The following is a 16412-nucleotide window of genomic DNA, read 5'->3' as shown; positions in this document are numbered from 1 at the left end:
TTGCGCTCGTCCAACAGACAGTACGGCTGCTCAAGCAGCTCAGCGGGTCCTGGCGGGGAGCAGGCCTTCACGGGCGGCGTCGGCCTTGTCCACGTCCTCCAAGGCGATGCCCTTGGTCTCCCGCAGGCTCAGCACGGCCACCGAGGTGATGGCGCAGGCCACCACCAGGTAGATGGCGGTGGGCACCCACGAACCGGTGTCCTTCAGCCACTGGGTGGCCAGCAGCGGCGCCAGTGAACCGGCGAAAATGGAGGTCACCTGGGAGCCGAGCGAGACGCCGGAGTAGCGCATGCGGGTGGGGAACAGTTCTGCCATGATGGCGGGCTGGCCGGCGTACATAAACGCGTGGAGGCACAGTCCGATGGTCACAGCTGCCACGATGACCACCGGGCTGCGGGTATCGAACATCGGGAAGGCAAAGAACGGCCAGGCCGCACCGGAGATGGCACCGAACAGGTACACGGGCTTGCGGCCGAACTTGTCGGCGAGGCGTCCCACCTGCGGGATGACCAGGAAGTGGATGACGTGGGCGATCAGCAGGGCCAGCAGGAGCGAGGAGGTGTCGTACTTGTGGACAGTCTTGAGGTAGACAATCGCGAAGCTGACCACCAGGTAGTACATGATGTTTTCCGCGAACCGCAGGCCCATGGCCTGGAAGATGCCCTTCGGGTATTTGCGGACAACTTCGAAGACGCCGTAGCTGACCGCCTGCTCCTTCTCCACCAGGGCCTTGGCCTCGAGGAAGATCGGGGCTTCGGTGACGTGGGTGCGGATGTAATAGCCGACGAAGACGATCACGGCGGAGAGCCAGAATGCCACACGCCAGCCCCAGCCGAGGAATGCCTCGCTGCTCAGTGTGGTGGACATGATGAACAGCACCAGCGTGGCGAGCAGGTTGCCTACCGGCACGGCGGCCTGGGGCCAGCTGGACCAGAAGCCGCGCGACTTGTTGGGGCTGTGCTCGGCAACCAGCAGGACGGCTCCGCCCCATTCGCCGCCCAGCGCAAAGCCCTGGATGAAGCGCAGTGCCACCAGCAGGGCCGGTGCCAGGTAGCCGATGTCGGCGAAGCCGGGCAGGCAGCCCATGAGGAAGGTGGCCACACCCACGATGACGATGGTGAGCTGCAGCGTGGGCTTGCGGCCCAGCTTGTCGCCGATCTGGCCAAAGACGATGCCGCCCAAGGGACGTGCCACGAAGCCGACGGCGTAGGTGAGGAAGGCCTGGATGATGCCGTCCAGTTCGTTCCCGGTGGCCGGGAAGAAGTACTTGCCGAACACCAGCGTGGCGGCGGTGGCATAGAGGAAGAACTCGTACCACTCCACCACCGTGCCCACCATTGAGGCGGCCACGATCTTTTTTAGTCCGGATCCTTTGGATGCAGGTCCGGCAGTATTATCCGCCGGGCGTTGTTCAACGCTCATGGGGTCTCTCCTTAGTGTCCACGATGACACGTGCTGTGATCTCCAGCACTAATGGCTTCACTGAGTATTACTGCACAGACATCGAGCTTCAATAACCAATCAAGCACGAAGTGTGTGCAGAATTGCAGATATGAAAGCCAACCCCGATGACTTGCTGGTACTTCTCGCGGTGTCGCGGTCCGCAAAATTTACGACGGCGGCGCAGGCCTTGGGTCTCAACCACACCACCGTCTCACGGCGGATAGCCGCACTGGAGAAGGCGCTTGGCGGCAGGGTCCTGGCTCGAGCCACCGGAGGTTGGGAGCTGACCGACCTTGGCGCCCGGGCCGTGCAGGTGGCCGAACAGGTGGAGGCTGTGGTGGGCACGCTGGGAGCCGCCGGGCAGGCACCCGATCCGATCACCGGCGTCGTGCGCATGACGGCGACGGACGGGTTCAGCGCGTACATCGCCGCGCCGGCGGTGGCCCGGCTGCGGCGCGAACACCCCGGCCTGAGCGTGGAGGTGGTGACCATGACCCGGCGGGCGCTGCAGCAGCGCTCCGGGCTGGACATCGAAGTGGTGGTGGGCGAACCGCAGGTGCACCGGGCCGAGGCCGTGCGGCTGGGTGACTACATGCTGGGGATGTACGCGTCGCGGGCCTACCTGGCAGAGCACGGTACGCCGGCTACCGTGGCCGGGCTCAATGAACACCCGCTGGTCTATTTCGTGGACTCGATGCTGCAGGTGGACGATCTCGACGCGCCCCGGCGGCTGGTGCCCGCCATGCGCGACGGCCTGACATCCACCAACGTCTTTGTCCATGTGGAGGCAACCCGGGCAGGAGCCGGGATTGGTTTCCTGCCCTGCTTCATGGGTGATCTGCACGAGGACCTGGTGCGCCTTTTGCCCGCCGAGATCGCCGAACTGCTGCCCTACTGGATGGTGCTGCGGCCCGATTCGATGCGGCGCCCGGCCGTGGCTGCCGTGGTGCAGGCGCTGCGGGAGCAGATGGCGGAGCACCGGGACTGGCTGCTGGGCCGGGGGAAGCCGGCAGGTAGTTGAAACTAGGCCGCCGGCGGGTCGTGGCGGACCGGTGAGCCGGCGGCGAAGGCCCGGACCTGGGCGTCGTCCCAGAGGTGGGCCGGAACGGCCCCGCCCAGGAGGCGGCGGGGCAGCTTCGGGTCATCTCCAAAGGGGACGTCGCTGCCGGCCATCACCATGTTCCCGTAGCGGCGGCCCTTGAGCATGGCGGGGTCCGCGATGATCACGGTGTGCTTGAAGGCGGCCGCGATGGTGGCGGCGTCCTCGCGGGCGTTCTTGAGATCCGGGGCGTCGCCCGAGTTCACCACGTAGACTCCGCCGGGTGCCAGGACGCGTTTGACGTGCTGGTTGAACTCTGCGGTGGTCAGTGCACGCGGGGTGAGGGCACCGGCGAAAACGTCCCGGATGATGAAATCGCGGGTTTCCGGGGTCAGCGTTTCGGTGACCTCGCGGGCCTCCCCCACCCGCAGGCGCAGCAGCGGCGCCTTGGGCAGGTCGAACCAGCCGCGCACATACTCCGCGAGCTTGCCGTCCAGCTCCACCACCACCTGCCGGGCTTCCGGATAGACAGCGTGGAAGTAGCGGGCAAGCGAGCAGGCACCGCCGCCCAGGTGCAGGCCGCGGAGTTTGGGCCTGGTCCCCGAAACAGCCGACGGCGGCCAGCGCGACTCGATGAGGGCGGCCATCCACCGCATGTACTCGAAGTCCAGGAACAGCGGATCCGCGAGGTCGATGTGCGAGCTCATCACGCCGTTGATCTTCAGGAGCCAGCCGGTGGAGTTGTCCTGGTCCGCGATCAGCTCGCAGTCCCCGGTGTCGATGTAGTACACGCCTTCAACGGGTCCGCTCGGGCGGGAACCCGCGGGCAAATCCACCACGCCGGCAACCGCGCGGCTGCTGTTCCGGCCGCCTGACCTTCCGCCTTTTGCCATTACCCGTGCCACGCTTCAATCATGGTTCAACCTTAGTTGCCGGGCACGGCTCCCTCGCCCTCGCGGATCCGCTTCACCACTGCGGTGGTGGACCGCTCGGCCACATAGTCCAGGATGGCCACCCGGCCGCCGTATTCCTCCACGGCGGGCGTCTCCGCCAGCATTTCCGGGGTGTAGTCCCCGCCTTTGGCATAGACCTCGGGCCGCAGCTGCCGGATCAGCGGCGCCGCCGTGGGGGTGTCAAACACCGTCACGTAGTCCACGCAGCTCAGGGCCGCCACCACGGCGGCCCGGTCCGCCATCGCGTTGATGGGCCGGCCCGCGCCCTTGAGTTTCCGGACGGATTCGTCGCTGTTGAGCGCCACCACCAGGACGTCACCCAGCTGCTTTGCCTGGTTGAGGTAGCGGGTATGGCCGCTGTGCAGCACGTCGAAGCACCCGTTGGTGAGGACAATGCGCTGGCCCTGCGACCGGTGCAGCTCCAGCTGCCGTTCCAGTTCGTCGGCACCAAGTGCGGTGTCGGCGAAGGCCTTCAGGTAGCGGCTCAGCTGGCCTGTGCTGCAGACGGACGTACCCGGCTGGTGCACCACCACGTCCGCGGCCGACTGGGCAAGGTCAAGGCTCGCCGTCAGCGGCAGCCCGGCCGAACGCGCCAGCGTCAGCGCCGCCACGAAGGTGTCGCCGGCACCGGAAGCCTGTTTTTCGGCTGCCGGGCGGGCCCACGTACGGTGGGTGACGCCGTCGGGCCTTAACAGCACGGTGCCGTCCCGGTCCAGGGTGACCACCACGGCACCCGCACCCGTGGCGTCCAGCAACTCCTGCGCGTGCTGGCTGACCGCTTCCGCCCTGTCCTGGCCGTCCGGAAGCCGGAGGTCCAGCATCCGCGCCGTTTCCTGCGCGTTGGGCGTCACCAGGTCCGGGTGGAGCGGCGCCCAGGGCCGGGGATCGTGGGAGTCGACCACCAGCAGCGGACGGTTCCCACCGGGAGCCGGGGCCTTCCCGAGGGCTTCGATCAGCCCCTTGCGGACGGGATCGGCCAGCACGCCGTTGCCGTAATCGCACACCAGCACCGCGCCCTGGTGTTCGACGGCGGCGCGCACCGAAGCGGCGAGTGCGGCCAGCGCCTCGCCCGGCACCGTCTTGGCGGAGTCGTCGAGGCGGAGCATTACCTGGCCCCCGCTGCTGATCCTGATCTTGGTGGTGGTCACCATGTCCGGGTGGCTGTGCAGGTGGGCCACGTCGATGCCTGCGGCTACGAGCTGGCTGCGCAGGTCCTCGCCGGCGTCATCCGTTCCGATGATGCCGGCCACGGACACCCGGGCCCCGAGGGCAGCCAGGTTCATGGCGGTGTTGGCTGCCCCGCCGGGAACGGATTCACGGACGTGGATATCCACCACCGGAGCCGGCGCTTCCCGGCACAGCCGTTCGATGCTGCCGCTCCACCAGCCGTCGAGCATGAGGTCGCCGATCACCAGGATGGCGGGTTCTTCGGCCGCGAGGCGCCCCGGCAGCCAGTCGGATAATGCCCGCTGGCTGCTCAGGTCCACCAGGGCGGGGTCCAGCCGCAGGTTGTCGGGGTGAACGGGCAGGTCTGCCGGGTCCAGGCTCATGACCTGTCCCGCTCGTCAGCCGCGGATTCGCCGGCACCAGCGGACTCCCGGCCAGCCGCGGCCGCACTATCGGAAAGTGCCAGCGGCGCCGCGATGTGCACCACTTTCACGCGGCTGAACTCGTCCAGGAGCTCCGGACCATAGCCGAAGCCGGCGCCGCTTTCGCCCCGCGGCTGGGCCGCGCCGCCCGGGGCGCCGCCGAACACTTCGTTGATCTTGACGGTGCCCACCGGGAGGGCCGCCACAGCCTGCTGGATGTGAGCGATGTTGCCGCTCAGGACTGTGGCGGCCAGGCCGTACCTGCCGCTGCACGCCAGCCGCAGCCCGTCATCGAACGATTTCACCACCTGCACCGGCGCGATGGGCCCGAAGGTTTCCTCGGTCATGACCTGCATCCGGTCGGTGCAGTTGAGCAGGACCGTAGCCGGGTAGAAGGAGCCCGGGCCGTCCGGAAGGGCGCCACCCTCCACCGCCCGCGCCCCCTGCCGGAGCGCGTCCGCCACCTGGGCATGGACCTCGTCCCGCATCCGGAGATCCACCAGCGGCGCCACAGTCCCGTTGGTGTTGCGAAGCGCCGCTTCGGCTTCCAGGGCCGCGCAGAACTCGGCGGCGATGTCCTCATGGACGTAGATCCGCTCCACTGCCACGCAGATCTGGCCGCTGTTGCTGAAGGCACCAATCGCGGCCTGCCCGGCTGCCCACCCGGGGTCAACGTCGCGGTCCACCAGCAGCGGATCGTTGCCGCCGTTCTCCCGGATGACGTGGGCTCCCGTGAGCGCGCCGGCCCTCGCGATCCGCGCACCGGCTGCACTCGAGCCGACATGCGCGATCACGTCCACCTCGGACTGGGCAAGAAGGGCACCCACTCCCGCGCCGCCGGACACCGTCTGGAACACCCCTGGCGGAAAGGCAGGCGCAAGGACTTCGCCCAGTGCTTCACCCAGCCGGGGGCAGCGTTCGCTCGACTTGTGCACAACGGTGTTGCCGCTGACCAGCGCGGCGCCGATCAGGCCACACGCCACCGCCACCGGATCGTTCCAGGGGGTCAGGAGGACGGCTACGCCGCGGGGCTCGGCCACGGTGTAGTCGGCGGCGAGCCGGTTGCCCCGCAGGCTGTGCCCGCGGTGGACAGGACCCAGCTCGGCATACTGTTCCAGGGTGGAAATTCCCGCGCCGATGCCGGCGAGGGACTCCTCCACCGGCCGGCCCGTTTCGCTGAAGTTCAACTCGGCCAGTTCCCGCGCGGCTGCCTCAAGTGCCTTGGCCGCTTTCCGGAGGGCGGCTGCCCGCTCTGCCGGCGCAGTGGAGGCCCATTCGGCGGCAGCGCTGCGCGCCACCTCTACGGCATGGGCCACCGCAGCCGGTTCCGCTTCCGGGACAGTCCACAGGACCTCACCCGTCCGTGGGTTGCGGATGGTGATGCCGTTGTTGTCCGTTGGTTCCCGCTGTGCGCTGGAATGGTGTGCAGTGGAATCTTGTGCAGTGGTATCCGTGGCAATGCTGGGCATGATGTTCCTCCCGTCGGTTCCGTCATGGGTCCGTTCTGTTTAGGGCCAGGAGCCCTCTTCCTCATGGCAGATGAGCATTTCGCGGACCTCACACCCGGCGGGCTGGGACAACGCAAAAAGGATTGCCTGGGCCACGTTGGCGGGGTCGTTGAGCCGTGAATCATCCTGCGGCTTGTATTGCTCGGTGCGGTCGTCGAAAAAGCGCGTCTTCATGCCGCCGGGGATCATGGTGGTCACCCCGATGTCTCCGCCGGTTTCCGCAGCCAGTGCATGGCTGAAGCCCACCACTCCGAACTTGGATGCGCAGTAGGCGGTGGCGTCGGCCACGGCACGCTTGCCCAGGGTGGAGGCGATAGTCACCACCCTGCCGTGGGAGGACTTGAGGTAAGGCAGGGCCGCCCGCACCACGGAGACGGTGCCCATCAGGTTTACCCCGATGACCTTTTCCCATTCCGTGGCCTCGACGTCGGCCAGCTTGCCGCAACGGTCGATGCCTGCCGCCGTCACCACAGCCTCAAGCCCGCCGAGCGATTCCGCGGCCTCCTTGACAGCGGCCTCCACGGCCAGCCGGTCCGAGACGTCCACTTCGAAAGCCTTCACGGCGGACACATTGCTGATGTCCCGGTCCAGCACCACAGGGGTGCCGCCTGCCTTCAGGACGGCGTCGACGACGGCGGCCCCCAGTCCGGAGGCACCTCCGGTCACGAGCACGCGTCCGGGTGATTTCGAATCTGCAGTCATGGTGTTCCTTTCAATCGGGAAAACAAAACTTCTGGTTGGGCCGGTGGCTCACCTTTGCGCTGGGCTCACCTTTGCCGTGAACTCATCTCGGCTGTCAGCTGACCTTGGCGAGCGCATCGGCCAGGCCGGTGGTGGAACGTGCCGGGTGGTAGGGGACGGTAACGCAGCGTCCGCCCCAGCTCTCCACCAGGGCAGCCTCCGGCAGGCTGGCGCCCTTGTAGTCGCCGCCCTTGACCCAGAGGTCCGGGCGAAGGCGTTCCAGGGCAGCCTCGGGGGTGTCTTCGTCGAAAACCATCACAGCGTCCACGCATTCCATGGCGAGGAGCAGCTCGGCGCGGTCATGCTGGCCGATGATGGGCCGTTCCGGGCCTTTCAGCCGGCGCACGGAATCGTCCGAGTTCAGGCATACGATCAGGCAATCCCCCAGTTCGCGGGCTGCTGCCAGGGACCGGACGTGCCCGGCATGCAGCAGGTCGAAGCAGCCGCCCGTGGCCACCACCTTGCCGCCGCGTTCGCGCACGGCGCGGGCCAGCAGCAGGGGGTCGCTGATGCGGCGCTGGACCGGCGCAGGCTCCCCGGCATCGGGGAGGGCAGATACCCCGCCGTTGGCCAGGAAATCCGCGGCGTCGTGGACAGCAAGCACCGCGGCTTCGTCGAGCTCCCGGCCGGCGAGCAGGTGCACGGCAAGGCTGGCGGAGAGCCTGTCTCCGGCCCCGCAGGGATCACCGGCTTCCACCCGCGGAGCGGGAACTGGTTCCGGACTGCGGCCGGGCCGGCACAGGACAGCACCCTGTTCGCCCTTCGTCACCAGGACAGCTCTGCTGCCCCATTCCGCCAGCAGGATCCCGCCGGCCGCGGCGGCAGGATCCGAGGTTGGCCCGGTTTCCTTCCGGCCGCGCGACTGCACGGCCCTTCGCGCCTCAGCCAGGTTCGGCGTGACGACGGCGACGCCCGGCACCGGATCCGGCCCGGCGGGGTGGGGGTCCCACACAATGGGCACCTGGTCCGCCAGCCGGGCCAGGAGCTCCCGCAACTGCGGATTGGCCGCCAGGCCGCGGCCGTAGTCGGCCACAATGATCACGCCGGCCTTCTCCACTGCACGGAGCATGGCCGGACTGACCTCCGGAACGGGCGTCTTTTCGCACCCCTGGTCAAAACGGACCACGGGATGGGAGCCTGCCCTGACCCGGGTCTTGACCGGCGAGGGATAACCACTGGGACCAGAGACGAGCCGCACTCCGGCCAGATGTGCTGCCAGCTGCCGGCCGGCGTCGTCATCACCCAGGACCGTCACCAGCGTGACGGGCCAGTTGTCCTCGGCAAGCATCCGGGCTACCAGGCCGGCTCCCCCGGCACGGCGCTTGACGCCGGACACGTCCACCACAGGGACGGGCGCGTCCGGACTCAGCCGCGTAGCTTCACCGGACAGGTCCACGTCCAGCATCACATCGCCCACCACCACGATCCTCATGCCACACCACCACGATTCTGCAGGCCCTGGTTTTGCACACCAAGGTTTGTCAGGGCCAGCGGATCAGCGGAGCCGCGCCGGCCCACTTCCAGGTCAAAGGCGCGGCAGACGGCGTGCAGGGCGATGAGGTGCCCCTCCTGGGCGTTGGCGTTGAGCGCGTCAACCATCACCGCCTCGTCGCAGGCGTCGGACAAGGGATTGGGACCGGCCCCCGTGAGCGCCCAGGTGGTGACGTTCAGGCGGGATGCGGCTTCGGCAGCCCGCAGCAGGTTGGGACTCTTGCCACTGGTGGACAGGAGCATCAGGACGTCGCCGGACCTGCCGTGGGCGCGCACCTGCCGGGCGAAGACGTCGTCGTAGCCGTAATCATTGGCGATGGCGGTCATTGCCGAGGATTCCGCATGCAGCGAGATGGCCGAGAACGGAACGCGCTCGCCGTCGAACCTGCCCACCAGTTCCGCTGTAAGGTGCTGGGCCTCCGCAGCTGAACCGCCGTTTCCGGCGGCGAGGAGCCGCTGGCCGCGGAGCAGGCGCTGTGCCAGTTCAACGCCCCAGGCCGCCAGGCGGCCGGACTGGCTCCGCAGGGAATCGAGGGCGGGCACCACGTTGTCCAGGTGCCTGCGCACGGCCTCCGCACTGTCCGGATCCGCAAAGGTGGCGCCGGGCAGCACCGCGGGCAGGGGGGCCGGCCGTGCCAGGACCGGCAGGTCGGCTTCACGAAGGGACCATTCCGCAGTCACAGTGCTGCTCCTTCCATCGGGACAACGCCGGCGGCAGCGCCAGCCACCGCCAGCTGATAGGCCTTTTCGGTTTCGGCGGCCACCCGGTCCCAGGAGTACCTGGTCCGTGCGCGCCGCTTGCCTGCAGTGCCAAGCTCCGTCCGCAGGGCCGGGTTCTCCAGCAGCAGGGCCAGGGCGGAGGCAATGGCCTCCGGGTCCCGTGGCGGCACGTGCAGCCCGGTGCCGTGGTCAACCACCGTGTCCCGGAGGCCGCCTACTGCGGCGGCAACCACAGGGACGCCGCAGGCCATGGCCTCCAGCGGGACAATGCCGAACGGCTCGTACCAGGGTGCGCACACCACAGCGTCGGCGCTGCGGAAAATCCCGGGCATCTCGCCGCGTGACACCTGGCCCTGCAGGTTCACCTGGTCTGAAACCCCCAGTTCCCCGGCAAGCTGCAGCAGGCGGCGGACCTCCGGGTCGGCGTGGAGCACACCCGAGTCCGCGCCGCCGCCCACAATCAGGAGTTCGACGTCCTCGAAACCCGCGTCCTGGAGGTAGGGCAGGGCCCGGATCACCAGGTCCACCCCCTTGCGCGGCACCAGGCGGCCCACGGAGAGGATCCGGTGCTTGCGCTGCCTGGCCGCCGCCGGACCGTCGGCGGAAAAGAAGCTGAGGTCCACCCCGCAGGGGGCAATGGAAATCTTGCCCGTGTTGATGCCCATGGCTTTGAGTTCGAAAACTTCGTCTGAGCAGGTGGCCACGATGCGGTCCACGGAACGCCCGACTCCGGGCTCCAGCCAGCGGCGTTCAGCCGGGCTGGTGTCCTCCGCGCCCTGGTGCCGCCGCTTGACGGTGCCAAGGGCGTGAAAGGTCTGGATAACGGGAACGCGGTAGCCCTGCTCCGGCCGCCGGGCAGCGTCCAGGGCTGCCAGGCCGGACATCCAGAAATGCCCGTGCACCACATCAGGCGGCCGCCTGCTCCAGTCCCTGGCCACACCGTCGGCAAGCTCGCCCATGTAGGGCAGCAACTCGTCCTTGGGGACGTGCCGGGCGGGTCCCGCGTCCACGTGGACCACCTCCAGCCGGCGCCCCACACGGACCCGCTCCGGGAGCTCCGTTGCATCCCGGCGGGTGTAGACAGTGACGTGGTGGCCCCGCTTGGCAAGTGCTTCGGACAGCGCGGCAACGTGCACGTTCTGGCCGCCGGCATCCACTCCGCCCAACGCCGCCAGCGGGCTGGCGTGCTCGGAAATCATGGAGATCTTCATGGCGTTTTCCTCTCTCGCGCCGGAACAAGGATCTTCTCTTCCAAGCGTCCGCTGTCGGAGTGCCGGAGCCGGCCGTCCAGGTCCGCGAGGAGCTCATCCCAGCGGTCCTGGAACCTGCCCAGGCTGTAGCGTTCCAGTGCCGCCTCCCGGGCGGCAACGCCCCGCCGTCGGGCTTCATCCGGATTGGCGACCAGCCGCTGCGCGCAGCGGAACAGCTCATCGATATCGGCGGACACTGCGCCGGCCTCCGGCGGCACCGCCCGCGGCGCTTCAGTGGTGGCCAGGGCAACCACCGGCATTCCCAGGTGCATGGCTTCCAGCAGGGACAACCCCAGGGAAGTCCAGCGCATCGGGTGTACGTAGACGCGGCAGCGGGCCAGTTCCCGGTGAAGTTCCCTGGTTTTAAGGTCACCCCGGACTGTGAGCCGGGACTCTTCAATTCCCGCAGCGGCCGCCAGGCCATCGGTCTTCATGCCGAAGACCTGGAGCGGGGCAACGGAAGCGAAAGCGGGTAAGAGGTCCGTGCCGGTGACACGGCCGCGGCGGATGGGTTCGTTAACCACCACCCCCAGCTCGGGCAGCTCCCCCGTGTACAGGTGCCCGGGGTCCGGGATCCCGTGTTCGATCACCAGGCTGCGGGCGGATCCGTTGTCCCAGGCCAGCCTGTTGAAGTGGGTGACGTGCACCAGAGGGATGGTCCGCTGGTCTGCGAGCGGGTGCCCGGTGAACGGAAAGTCGCCCTTGGGGGTGTTGTGCTCCACGTACACCGCGGGCAGGTCAACGCCCGGCCTCCGGCCCAGCAGCCGGGCAACTTCATCGATTTCCTCGGGACGCTGCAGGACGACGGCGTCAACAGCCTCCGCGTCCAGCGAGCCAAGGTCCACCTCCCGCACTGACGCCGGCCAGTCCCTGCCGGCACGGCCCAGTCCCCAGGCACCACCCCCCGGCAGGACCGGAAGGAGGTACTCATGACGGCCGCGGACAAACGCGTCCGTCCAGGAACCGTGGACATGCCAGAGCAGGATTCTCATCTGTTACGGGCCTTTCTACGGGTGCTGACGTGGGTGCTGAAGGAGCTCACTCCGCCGATCAGCCGTTCCACGGCCGCCACCACTTCCTCGGGTGATACGGAGTCAAGGCAGGGGTGGCCCGGAACGGGACAAACCCGCGCCCGGGACATCCGGCAGGCGGCGTTCTGGTCGCCGAGCAGTTCAAGTGAGACGCCGTACGGCGCCCAGCGGATGGCCGGCACCACCGGCGAAAAAAGGCAGGCCACTGGAGTGCCCACGGCCGCGGCGAGGTGCGCGGGCCCGGTGTTGCCCGTGACCACCGCGTCAGCCCCGGCCATCACTCCGGCGAGGGTATGCAGGTCCGTGCGGCCGCCAAGGTCGAGGGCGGATGGTCCAGCGACCGTGGCAGTGAGCGATGTCTCGCCGGGGCCGCCGGTCACCACCACGCGGCGCCCTGCGCCCTGCAGGAGTTCGACGGCGGCAGCATGGTGCAGCGGCGGCCACGCCCTGGCGGGGACTGCTGCTCCGGGGTGCACCACCACGTAGGGATCGTCCCCCACGAGGTTCCTGACGTCGGGCACGGAGGTGAGGCGGAGTTTTCCGTCGTCTCCGGCAGGGAGCCGGAATCCGCCCGCCTCGGCGATGCCCAATGCGCGTTCGGCTTCGGGCTGGTCTTCCGGAAAGTCTTCACCGGGCTTGAGGCGGACATCCAGCAGGGAGCCGGCGTAATCGGTGGATGCCCCGGTGATCCGTTCCACGCCGGCCAGGCGGAGCAGCAGAGCCAGCGGCAGGGGCGACTGGTGGAAGGAGGTGAGGATGACGGCTTCGGTGATCCTGGAGTTCCGGACGTACTCGATGAGCCTGTCGGCGTGCGGGCCGGTCATCCGGGGCGCGGGGTTCATGATCCATGGGCTGTCCCAGCTGTAGACCTCTGCTGCGCCGGGCAGCATTCCTGCTGCCGCCTCGCCCTGCCGTCCGCAGAGCATCACCACCTGGTTTGGCCGGCTGCCGTCGGCGAACCGCCCGTTGGCAACGGCCCGTACTGCCGGCCCGGCCAGGAGGACGTCGCCCATGCTGTCCAGGCGTGCCACCAGGACGCGGCCCATCAGGGGTGCTCCGCCAGCAGAGAGACGGCCTCGGCCAGGTTCCCGGCCACCAGCCGGGCCCCGGCTACCTCTTCGGCCAGGGTCACGGGAGTTGGAACAAGGACGCCGGTTGCTCCGGCGGCTTCGGCGGCGCGGACGTCAGCGCCGATATCGCCGATCAGCGCCGCTTCTGATTCCTGGATGCCGAGCTTGCGGCAGGCGCTGTGCACCATTCCCGGAGCGGGCTTGCGGCAGGAGCAACCGTCCTGCTCTGAATGCGGGCACACCTCCCACACGTCGAAGGGCCCCAGCAATTCCTCCACCCGGGCATTGACGCCGGCCACATCCTGGGCGGTAATCAGGCCCCGCGCGATTCCGGACTGGTTGCTGATGACTCCGGTGGCTATCCCGTCCGCCCGAAGCGCGTCCAGGACTGCCTTGGCGCCCGGCATCGGCGTGACCCGTCCGGGGTCCCCGTTGTAGGGCACATCGATTACCAGGGTCCCGTCCCGGTCGAACAGGACAGCGCGGAACTTGGAGGTTACGGAGCTTCCCATACCCCCTCCGTTCCCCACTGCTGCTGCTCCTAAACAGAGGCTGCTGCTTTTCTCACCTTTCGATCGATAACAGGAGGAGGCTTTGAACAGGCAAGATAGGAGTGCACTGGGCTCCTGGCCGGTGCCGGCGCTGCCGCTGGCAGGCCTGGCGGGCTATCTGCTCCGGGCCCTGGAAGTGGTTCGGCGGGACGGATTTTTGCCGGAAACTGCCGGACCGGCCGTGCCCCGCGCGGACGGGAAAGAGCCGGCCGCACGGTCCGGTTCCGGCTGGGCGCTGTCCACCTGCCCGTTGTTCAAGAGACGGCGCTGGAGTTCCACCAGCACCCGGGCCAGCCGGCGCGAAACCTGCATTTGCGACATCCCCAGCCGCTTCCCCAACTGGACCTGGGTTTCCTCGCAGAAATAGCGGCGGTACAGGAGTTCCCGGTCCGCGGCATCCAGGTCCTGCATGGCCTCACGCAGGCATGCCAGGTCCTCGAGCCGCTCCAGGGGCGTCTCCGGGCAGGCGAGCAGGTCGCCGATGGACGGGGCATCGCTGTGCGGGTTGGCTGCGTCCAGGGAGTCCGGGTGCATGCTGCTCGACGCCGAGATGGCCTCCTGGACTTCGGCGGCGTCGGCCCCCAGCTCGGAGGCCAGCTCGTCCACACTGGGATTCCTGCCCAGCGCCTGCACCAGCTCCGGTTCCACGCGGAACATCCTGGTACGGAGGTCCTGGATGTGCCGGGGCGGCCGGACCACCCATGTGCGGTCACGCAGGTATCTCTTCAACTCTCCGGCGATGGTTGGCGCGGCATAAGCCGGAAAGCTCTCCCCTTTGGACTGGTCGAAGCCGCGGGCGGCCTTAACCAAGCCAAGGTAGGCCACCTGGTTCAGGTCAGCACGTTCCCGGCCCCGCGCTTCAAACCGGGCAGCGAGGGCCTCGGCGAGGTCCAGGTAGCCCAGGACCAGGTCATTTTCGAAGGTCTCCCGAAGCCGCCCCTGTTTGCTGGCAGGCCGGTGTTCCCTCGGAGGTTCCAGGCATGGCTCCTGGACGGGCGTAGTATCCACGGCAAGCGCGGCGAAAGATTCGGGCATTGTCGTTGGTTCCCTCGGTCTGGTTCCGAAAGCCTGCGGCAAGACTTAGCAGTAGGAAATCATAAGGCTGCTTATAAAACAATCCTTCGCGGCATTAGGCTCGGCATGTAAGACGAAACCGCACCCCCTGCCAAGGAGTTTTTGTCATGCGCATCGCCATCACCGGAGCCAGCGGAAATGCGGGGACAGCCCTGCTGCGAAACCTGCAGGGCCAGCTCACCAGGAAGCCGGGGAGCGTGCAGCTGACGGGGATCAGCAGGCGGTTGCCGGATACTTCCCGCGCCCCCTACGCCGGCGTGGACTGGCATACGCTCGATATTGGCCTGGACAGTGACCGGCCCCTGCTGGCATCGGCGCTGGCGGGGGTTGACTGCGTGGTGCACCTGGCGTGGCAGATCCAGCCGAACAGGGACCTGGACCAGCTGTACCGGACGAATGTCACTGGAACAGCGAATGTCCTGGAAGCCGCGCGCCTGGCCGGCGTCAAACAGGTTGTCTGCGCGTCATCCATCGGCGCCTACAGCAAGGCCACCAAGGACCGGCGTGCGGATGAATCCTGGCCTGCGCAGGGCATGGCCGGCTCGCATTACAGCCGGCACAAGGCGGCACAGGAAAAGCTGCTGGACGAGTTCGCCGCAGCCGAGCCAGGTATCGCGGTGGCAAGGCTCCGGCCGGGACTCATTTTCCAGCGCGCCGCCGGGAGCGAGATCGGGCGGTACTTCCTCGGACCGCTCATTCCCCGCCTCTTGCCCAAAAGGCCATGGATTCCCCTGCTGCCCGCCCCGGACAACCTCATTTTCCAGGCCGTCCATGCCGAGGACGTCGCTGAAGCCTATTGGCGGGTCATCGACCAGCGGGCGTCCGGCGCCTTTAATATCGCAGCGGAGCCGGTGCTCACGCCGCAGGAACTTGCCCGGATCGTTCGGGCGCGGAGAATCCTTCCCATCCCCATGGGACTACTCCACAAACTCGTGGGCGTCGCCTGGCAGCTCCGCCTGCTGCCCATGGACTCCGGGTGGGTTGAGATGGCGGCCGGCGTCCCGGTCATGGACACCGGGCGTGCGCGCCGGATTTTGGGCTGGGAAGCGAAGAAATCATCAGTGGAGGCGGTTTTTGATTTGCTGGAGGGCATGGGGACGGGGGAAGGAGTAGCCCCTTCCCCCGCCCTGAAGCCGCGGTAATCCACACCACCGGCAATCCACCCCGCTGTTGGGCTTTGGACTAGATACCTGAGCGGGGCTTTTCCCCTTCACCATGGGTGCCGCGGTCGATATGGCTGCCCCCGGCCGGGCTGGCCGAATCCTTGTAGCCGTCATTCCGGACGCCATCACCACGGACACCATCATCACGGACGCCGTCGTGAGCGCCGTCGTGGGCAGCAGCGGTGCCACGGGCCGCGTCAGCCACCCTCCCGGCAGCACCGTCATGGTGGGCGCCGTCATGGTGGGTGCCGTCGTGATGGTCGCCGTCGCGGTTGTTCCGGTCCCGGCGGTCCGTTGGGACGTCAGGGTCGAGCTCGTCCGCTTTCCGCGTCCGTTCGTTGATGTCATCTCGGAGTGACTTGGCCTCTGATGCCTGCTGGTCCGCCTGCTGGCGCAGCCGCGCCGACTCAACCTGCGCCTGCTCGGCGTCTGCCCGGGCGCGCGCCGCCTTGGCCTCGCGTTCACGGGCGTCAAGGTCGCGGTTTTCGGCCTCCCGGCGAATCTTCGCGGCCTCCTCGCGGTGTGCATCGTCCCGCTTTTGCTGGATTGCCTTCCGGCGCCGTCCTGTTGTGAGCAGCAGCAGCACAACCAGCACCACCACGACTACGGCAACCAACACCCAAACCCACGGAGCTATTTCCAAATTACCCACCACTTCCATTTCGATTTGACCGGCCGGCCGAAGCCGTTCCGGCTGACTTTTTGGAACCGTTCGTAACTCGCTTAGCAAGCGTACTTACCTTTTATTAGTAATCATGCTTATTATTTTAGGGCCAGTATCGCTGGTTC

Annotated in this window: 15 protein-coding genes; 2 read left to right on the top strand and 13 right to left on the bottom strand. The window is 67.8% G+C overall.

The genetic code is table 11. The annotated features are described in order from the left end of the window. Positions 1–39: 39 nt before the first annotated feature. On the bottom strand, positions 40–1422 hold the full coding sequence (locus QFZ36_RS15505) for an MFS transporter (RefSeq protein ID WP_306637814.1): 1383 nt from the start codon (positions 1420–1422) through the stop codon (positions 40–42). 130 nt (positions 1423–1552) lie between these two features. Between QFZ36_RS15505 and QFZ36_RS15500 the strand changes: the two genes are divergently transcribed. Next, positions 1553–2464, top strand: a complete 912-nt coding sequence (locus QFZ36_RS15500) for a LysR family transcriptional regulator (protein WP_306637813.1) — start codon at positions 1553–1555, stop codon at positions 2462–2464. A 2-nt stretch (positions 2465–2466) separates the two neighbouring features. Here the strand turns inward: QFZ36_RS15500 and QFZ36_RS15495 are convergent, their stop codons facing one another. The 11 genes from QFZ36_RS15495 to QFZ36_RS15445 all read right to left on the bottom strand — a co-directional run bounded on the left by QFZ36_RS15495 (position 2467) and on the right by QFZ36_RS15445 (position 14421). After that, a complete protein-coding gene (locus tag QFZ36_RS15495) occupies positions 2467–3375 on the bottom strand; it encodes a spermidine synthase (RefSeq protein ID WP_306637812.1) in 909 nt (302 codons plus the stop codon). Between the two features lie 32 nt (positions 3376–3407). Further along, on the bottom strand, positions 3408–4985 hold the full coding sequence (gene rfaE2, locus QFZ36_RS15490) for a D-glycero-beta-D-manno-heptose 1-phosphate adenylyltransferase (protein WP_306637811.1): 1578 nt from the start codon (positions 4983–4985) through the stop codon (positions 3408–3410). Further along, a complete protein-coding gene (locus QFZ36_RS15485) occupies positions 4982–6493 on the bottom strand; it encodes an aldehyde dehydrogenase family protein (protein WP_306637810.1) in 1512 nt (503 codons plus the stop codon). The genes rfaE2 and QFZ36_RS15485 overlap by 4 nt, the downstream gene beginning before the upstream one ends. Positions 6494–6532: 39 nt before the next feature. Continuing rightward, positions 6533–7234: an SDR family oxidoreductase gene (locus tag QFZ36_RS15480; protein ID WP_306637808.1), complete on the bottom strand. Its 702-nt coding sequence runs from the start codon at positions 7232–7234 to the stop codon at positions 6533–6535. A 94-nt stretch (positions 7235–7328) separates the two neighbouring features. Beyond that, positions 7329–8705, bottom strand: coding sequence for a PfkB family carbohydrate kinase (locus tag QFZ36_RS15475; protein ID WP_306637807.1), 1377 nt, complete (start codon positions 8703–8705; stop codon positions 7329–7331). Then, on the bottom strand, positions 8702–9445 hold the full coding sequence (locus QFZ36_RS15470; protein ID WP_306637806.1) for a D-sedoheptulose-7-phosphate isomerase: 744 nt from the start codon (positions 9443–9445) through the stop codon (positions 8702–8704). The genes QFZ36_RS15475 and QFZ36_RS15470 overlap by 4 nt, the downstream gene beginning before the upstream one ends. Then, on the bottom strand, positions 9442–10695 hold the full coding sequence (locus QFZ36_RS15465) for a glycosyltransferase (protein WP_306637805.1): 1254 nt from the start codon (positions 10693–10695) through the stop codon (positions 9442–9444). Before QFZ36_RS15465 ends, QFZ36_RS15470 begins: the two co-directional genes overlap by 4 nt. Beyond that, entirely contained in the window at positions 10692–11726 is a 1035-nt protein-coding gene (locus QFZ36_RS15460) for a glycosyltransferase (protein ID WP_306637804.1), read from the bottom strand. The genes QFZ36_RS15465 and QFZ36_RS15460 overlap by 4 nt, the downstream gene beginning before the upstream one ends. Continuing rightward, a complete protein-coding gene (locus QFZ36_RS15455; protein ID WP_306637803.1) occupies positions 11723–12811 on the bottom strand; it encodes a glycosyltransferase family 9 protein in 1089 nt (362 codons plus the stop codon). Before QFZ36_RS15455 ends, QFZ36_RS15460 begins: the two co-directional genes overlap by 4 nt. Further along, complete coding sequence (locus tag QFZ36_RS15450) at positions 12811–13347, bottom strand: D-glycero-alpha-D-manno-heptose-1,7-bisphosphate 7-phosphatase (protein WP_306637801.1); 537 nt, start codon at positions 13345–13347, stop codon at positions 12811–12813. Before QFZ36_RS15450 ends, QFZ36_RS15455 begins: the two co-directional genes overlap by 1 nt. 153 nt (positions 13348–13500) lie before the next feature. Then, positions 13501–14421 carry a sigma-70 family RNA polymerase sigma factor gene (locus tag QFZ36_RS15445; protein ID WP_306637800.1) on the bottom strand — a complete coding sequence of 307 codons (921 nt, stop codon included), beginning with the start codon at positions 14419–14421 and terminating at the stop codon, positions 13501–13503. Positions 14422–14567: 146 nt separating this feature from the next. Here QFZ36_RS15445 and QFZ36_RS15440 point away from each other — a divergent pair, with 146 nt between their 5' ends. Then, positions 14568–15602, top strand: coding sequence for an NAD-dependent epimerase/dehydratase family protein (locus tag QFZ36_RS15440; RefSeq protein WP_306637798.1), 1035 nt, complete (start codon positions 14568–14570; stop codon positions 15600–15602). Between the two features lie 40 nt (positions 15603–15642). On the opposite strand, the gene QFZ36_RS15435 is transcribed toward QFZ36_RS15440, so the two are convergent. After that, positions 15643–16239, bottom strand: coding sequence for a hypothetical protein (locus QFZ36_RS15435; RefSeq protein ID WP_306637796.1), 597 nt, complete (start codon positions 16237–16239; stop codon positions 15643–15645). Positions 16240–16412 lie beyond the last annotated feature (173 nt).

The organism is Pseudarthrobacter siccitolerans (genome assembly GCF_030823375.1).
GTDB classification, from domain to species: Bacteria; Actinomycetota; Actinomycetes; order Actinomycetales; family Micrococcaceae; genus Arthrobacter; species Arthrobacter siccitolerans_A.
This window is presented reverse-complemented; position numbering and strand designations above follow the sequence as displayed.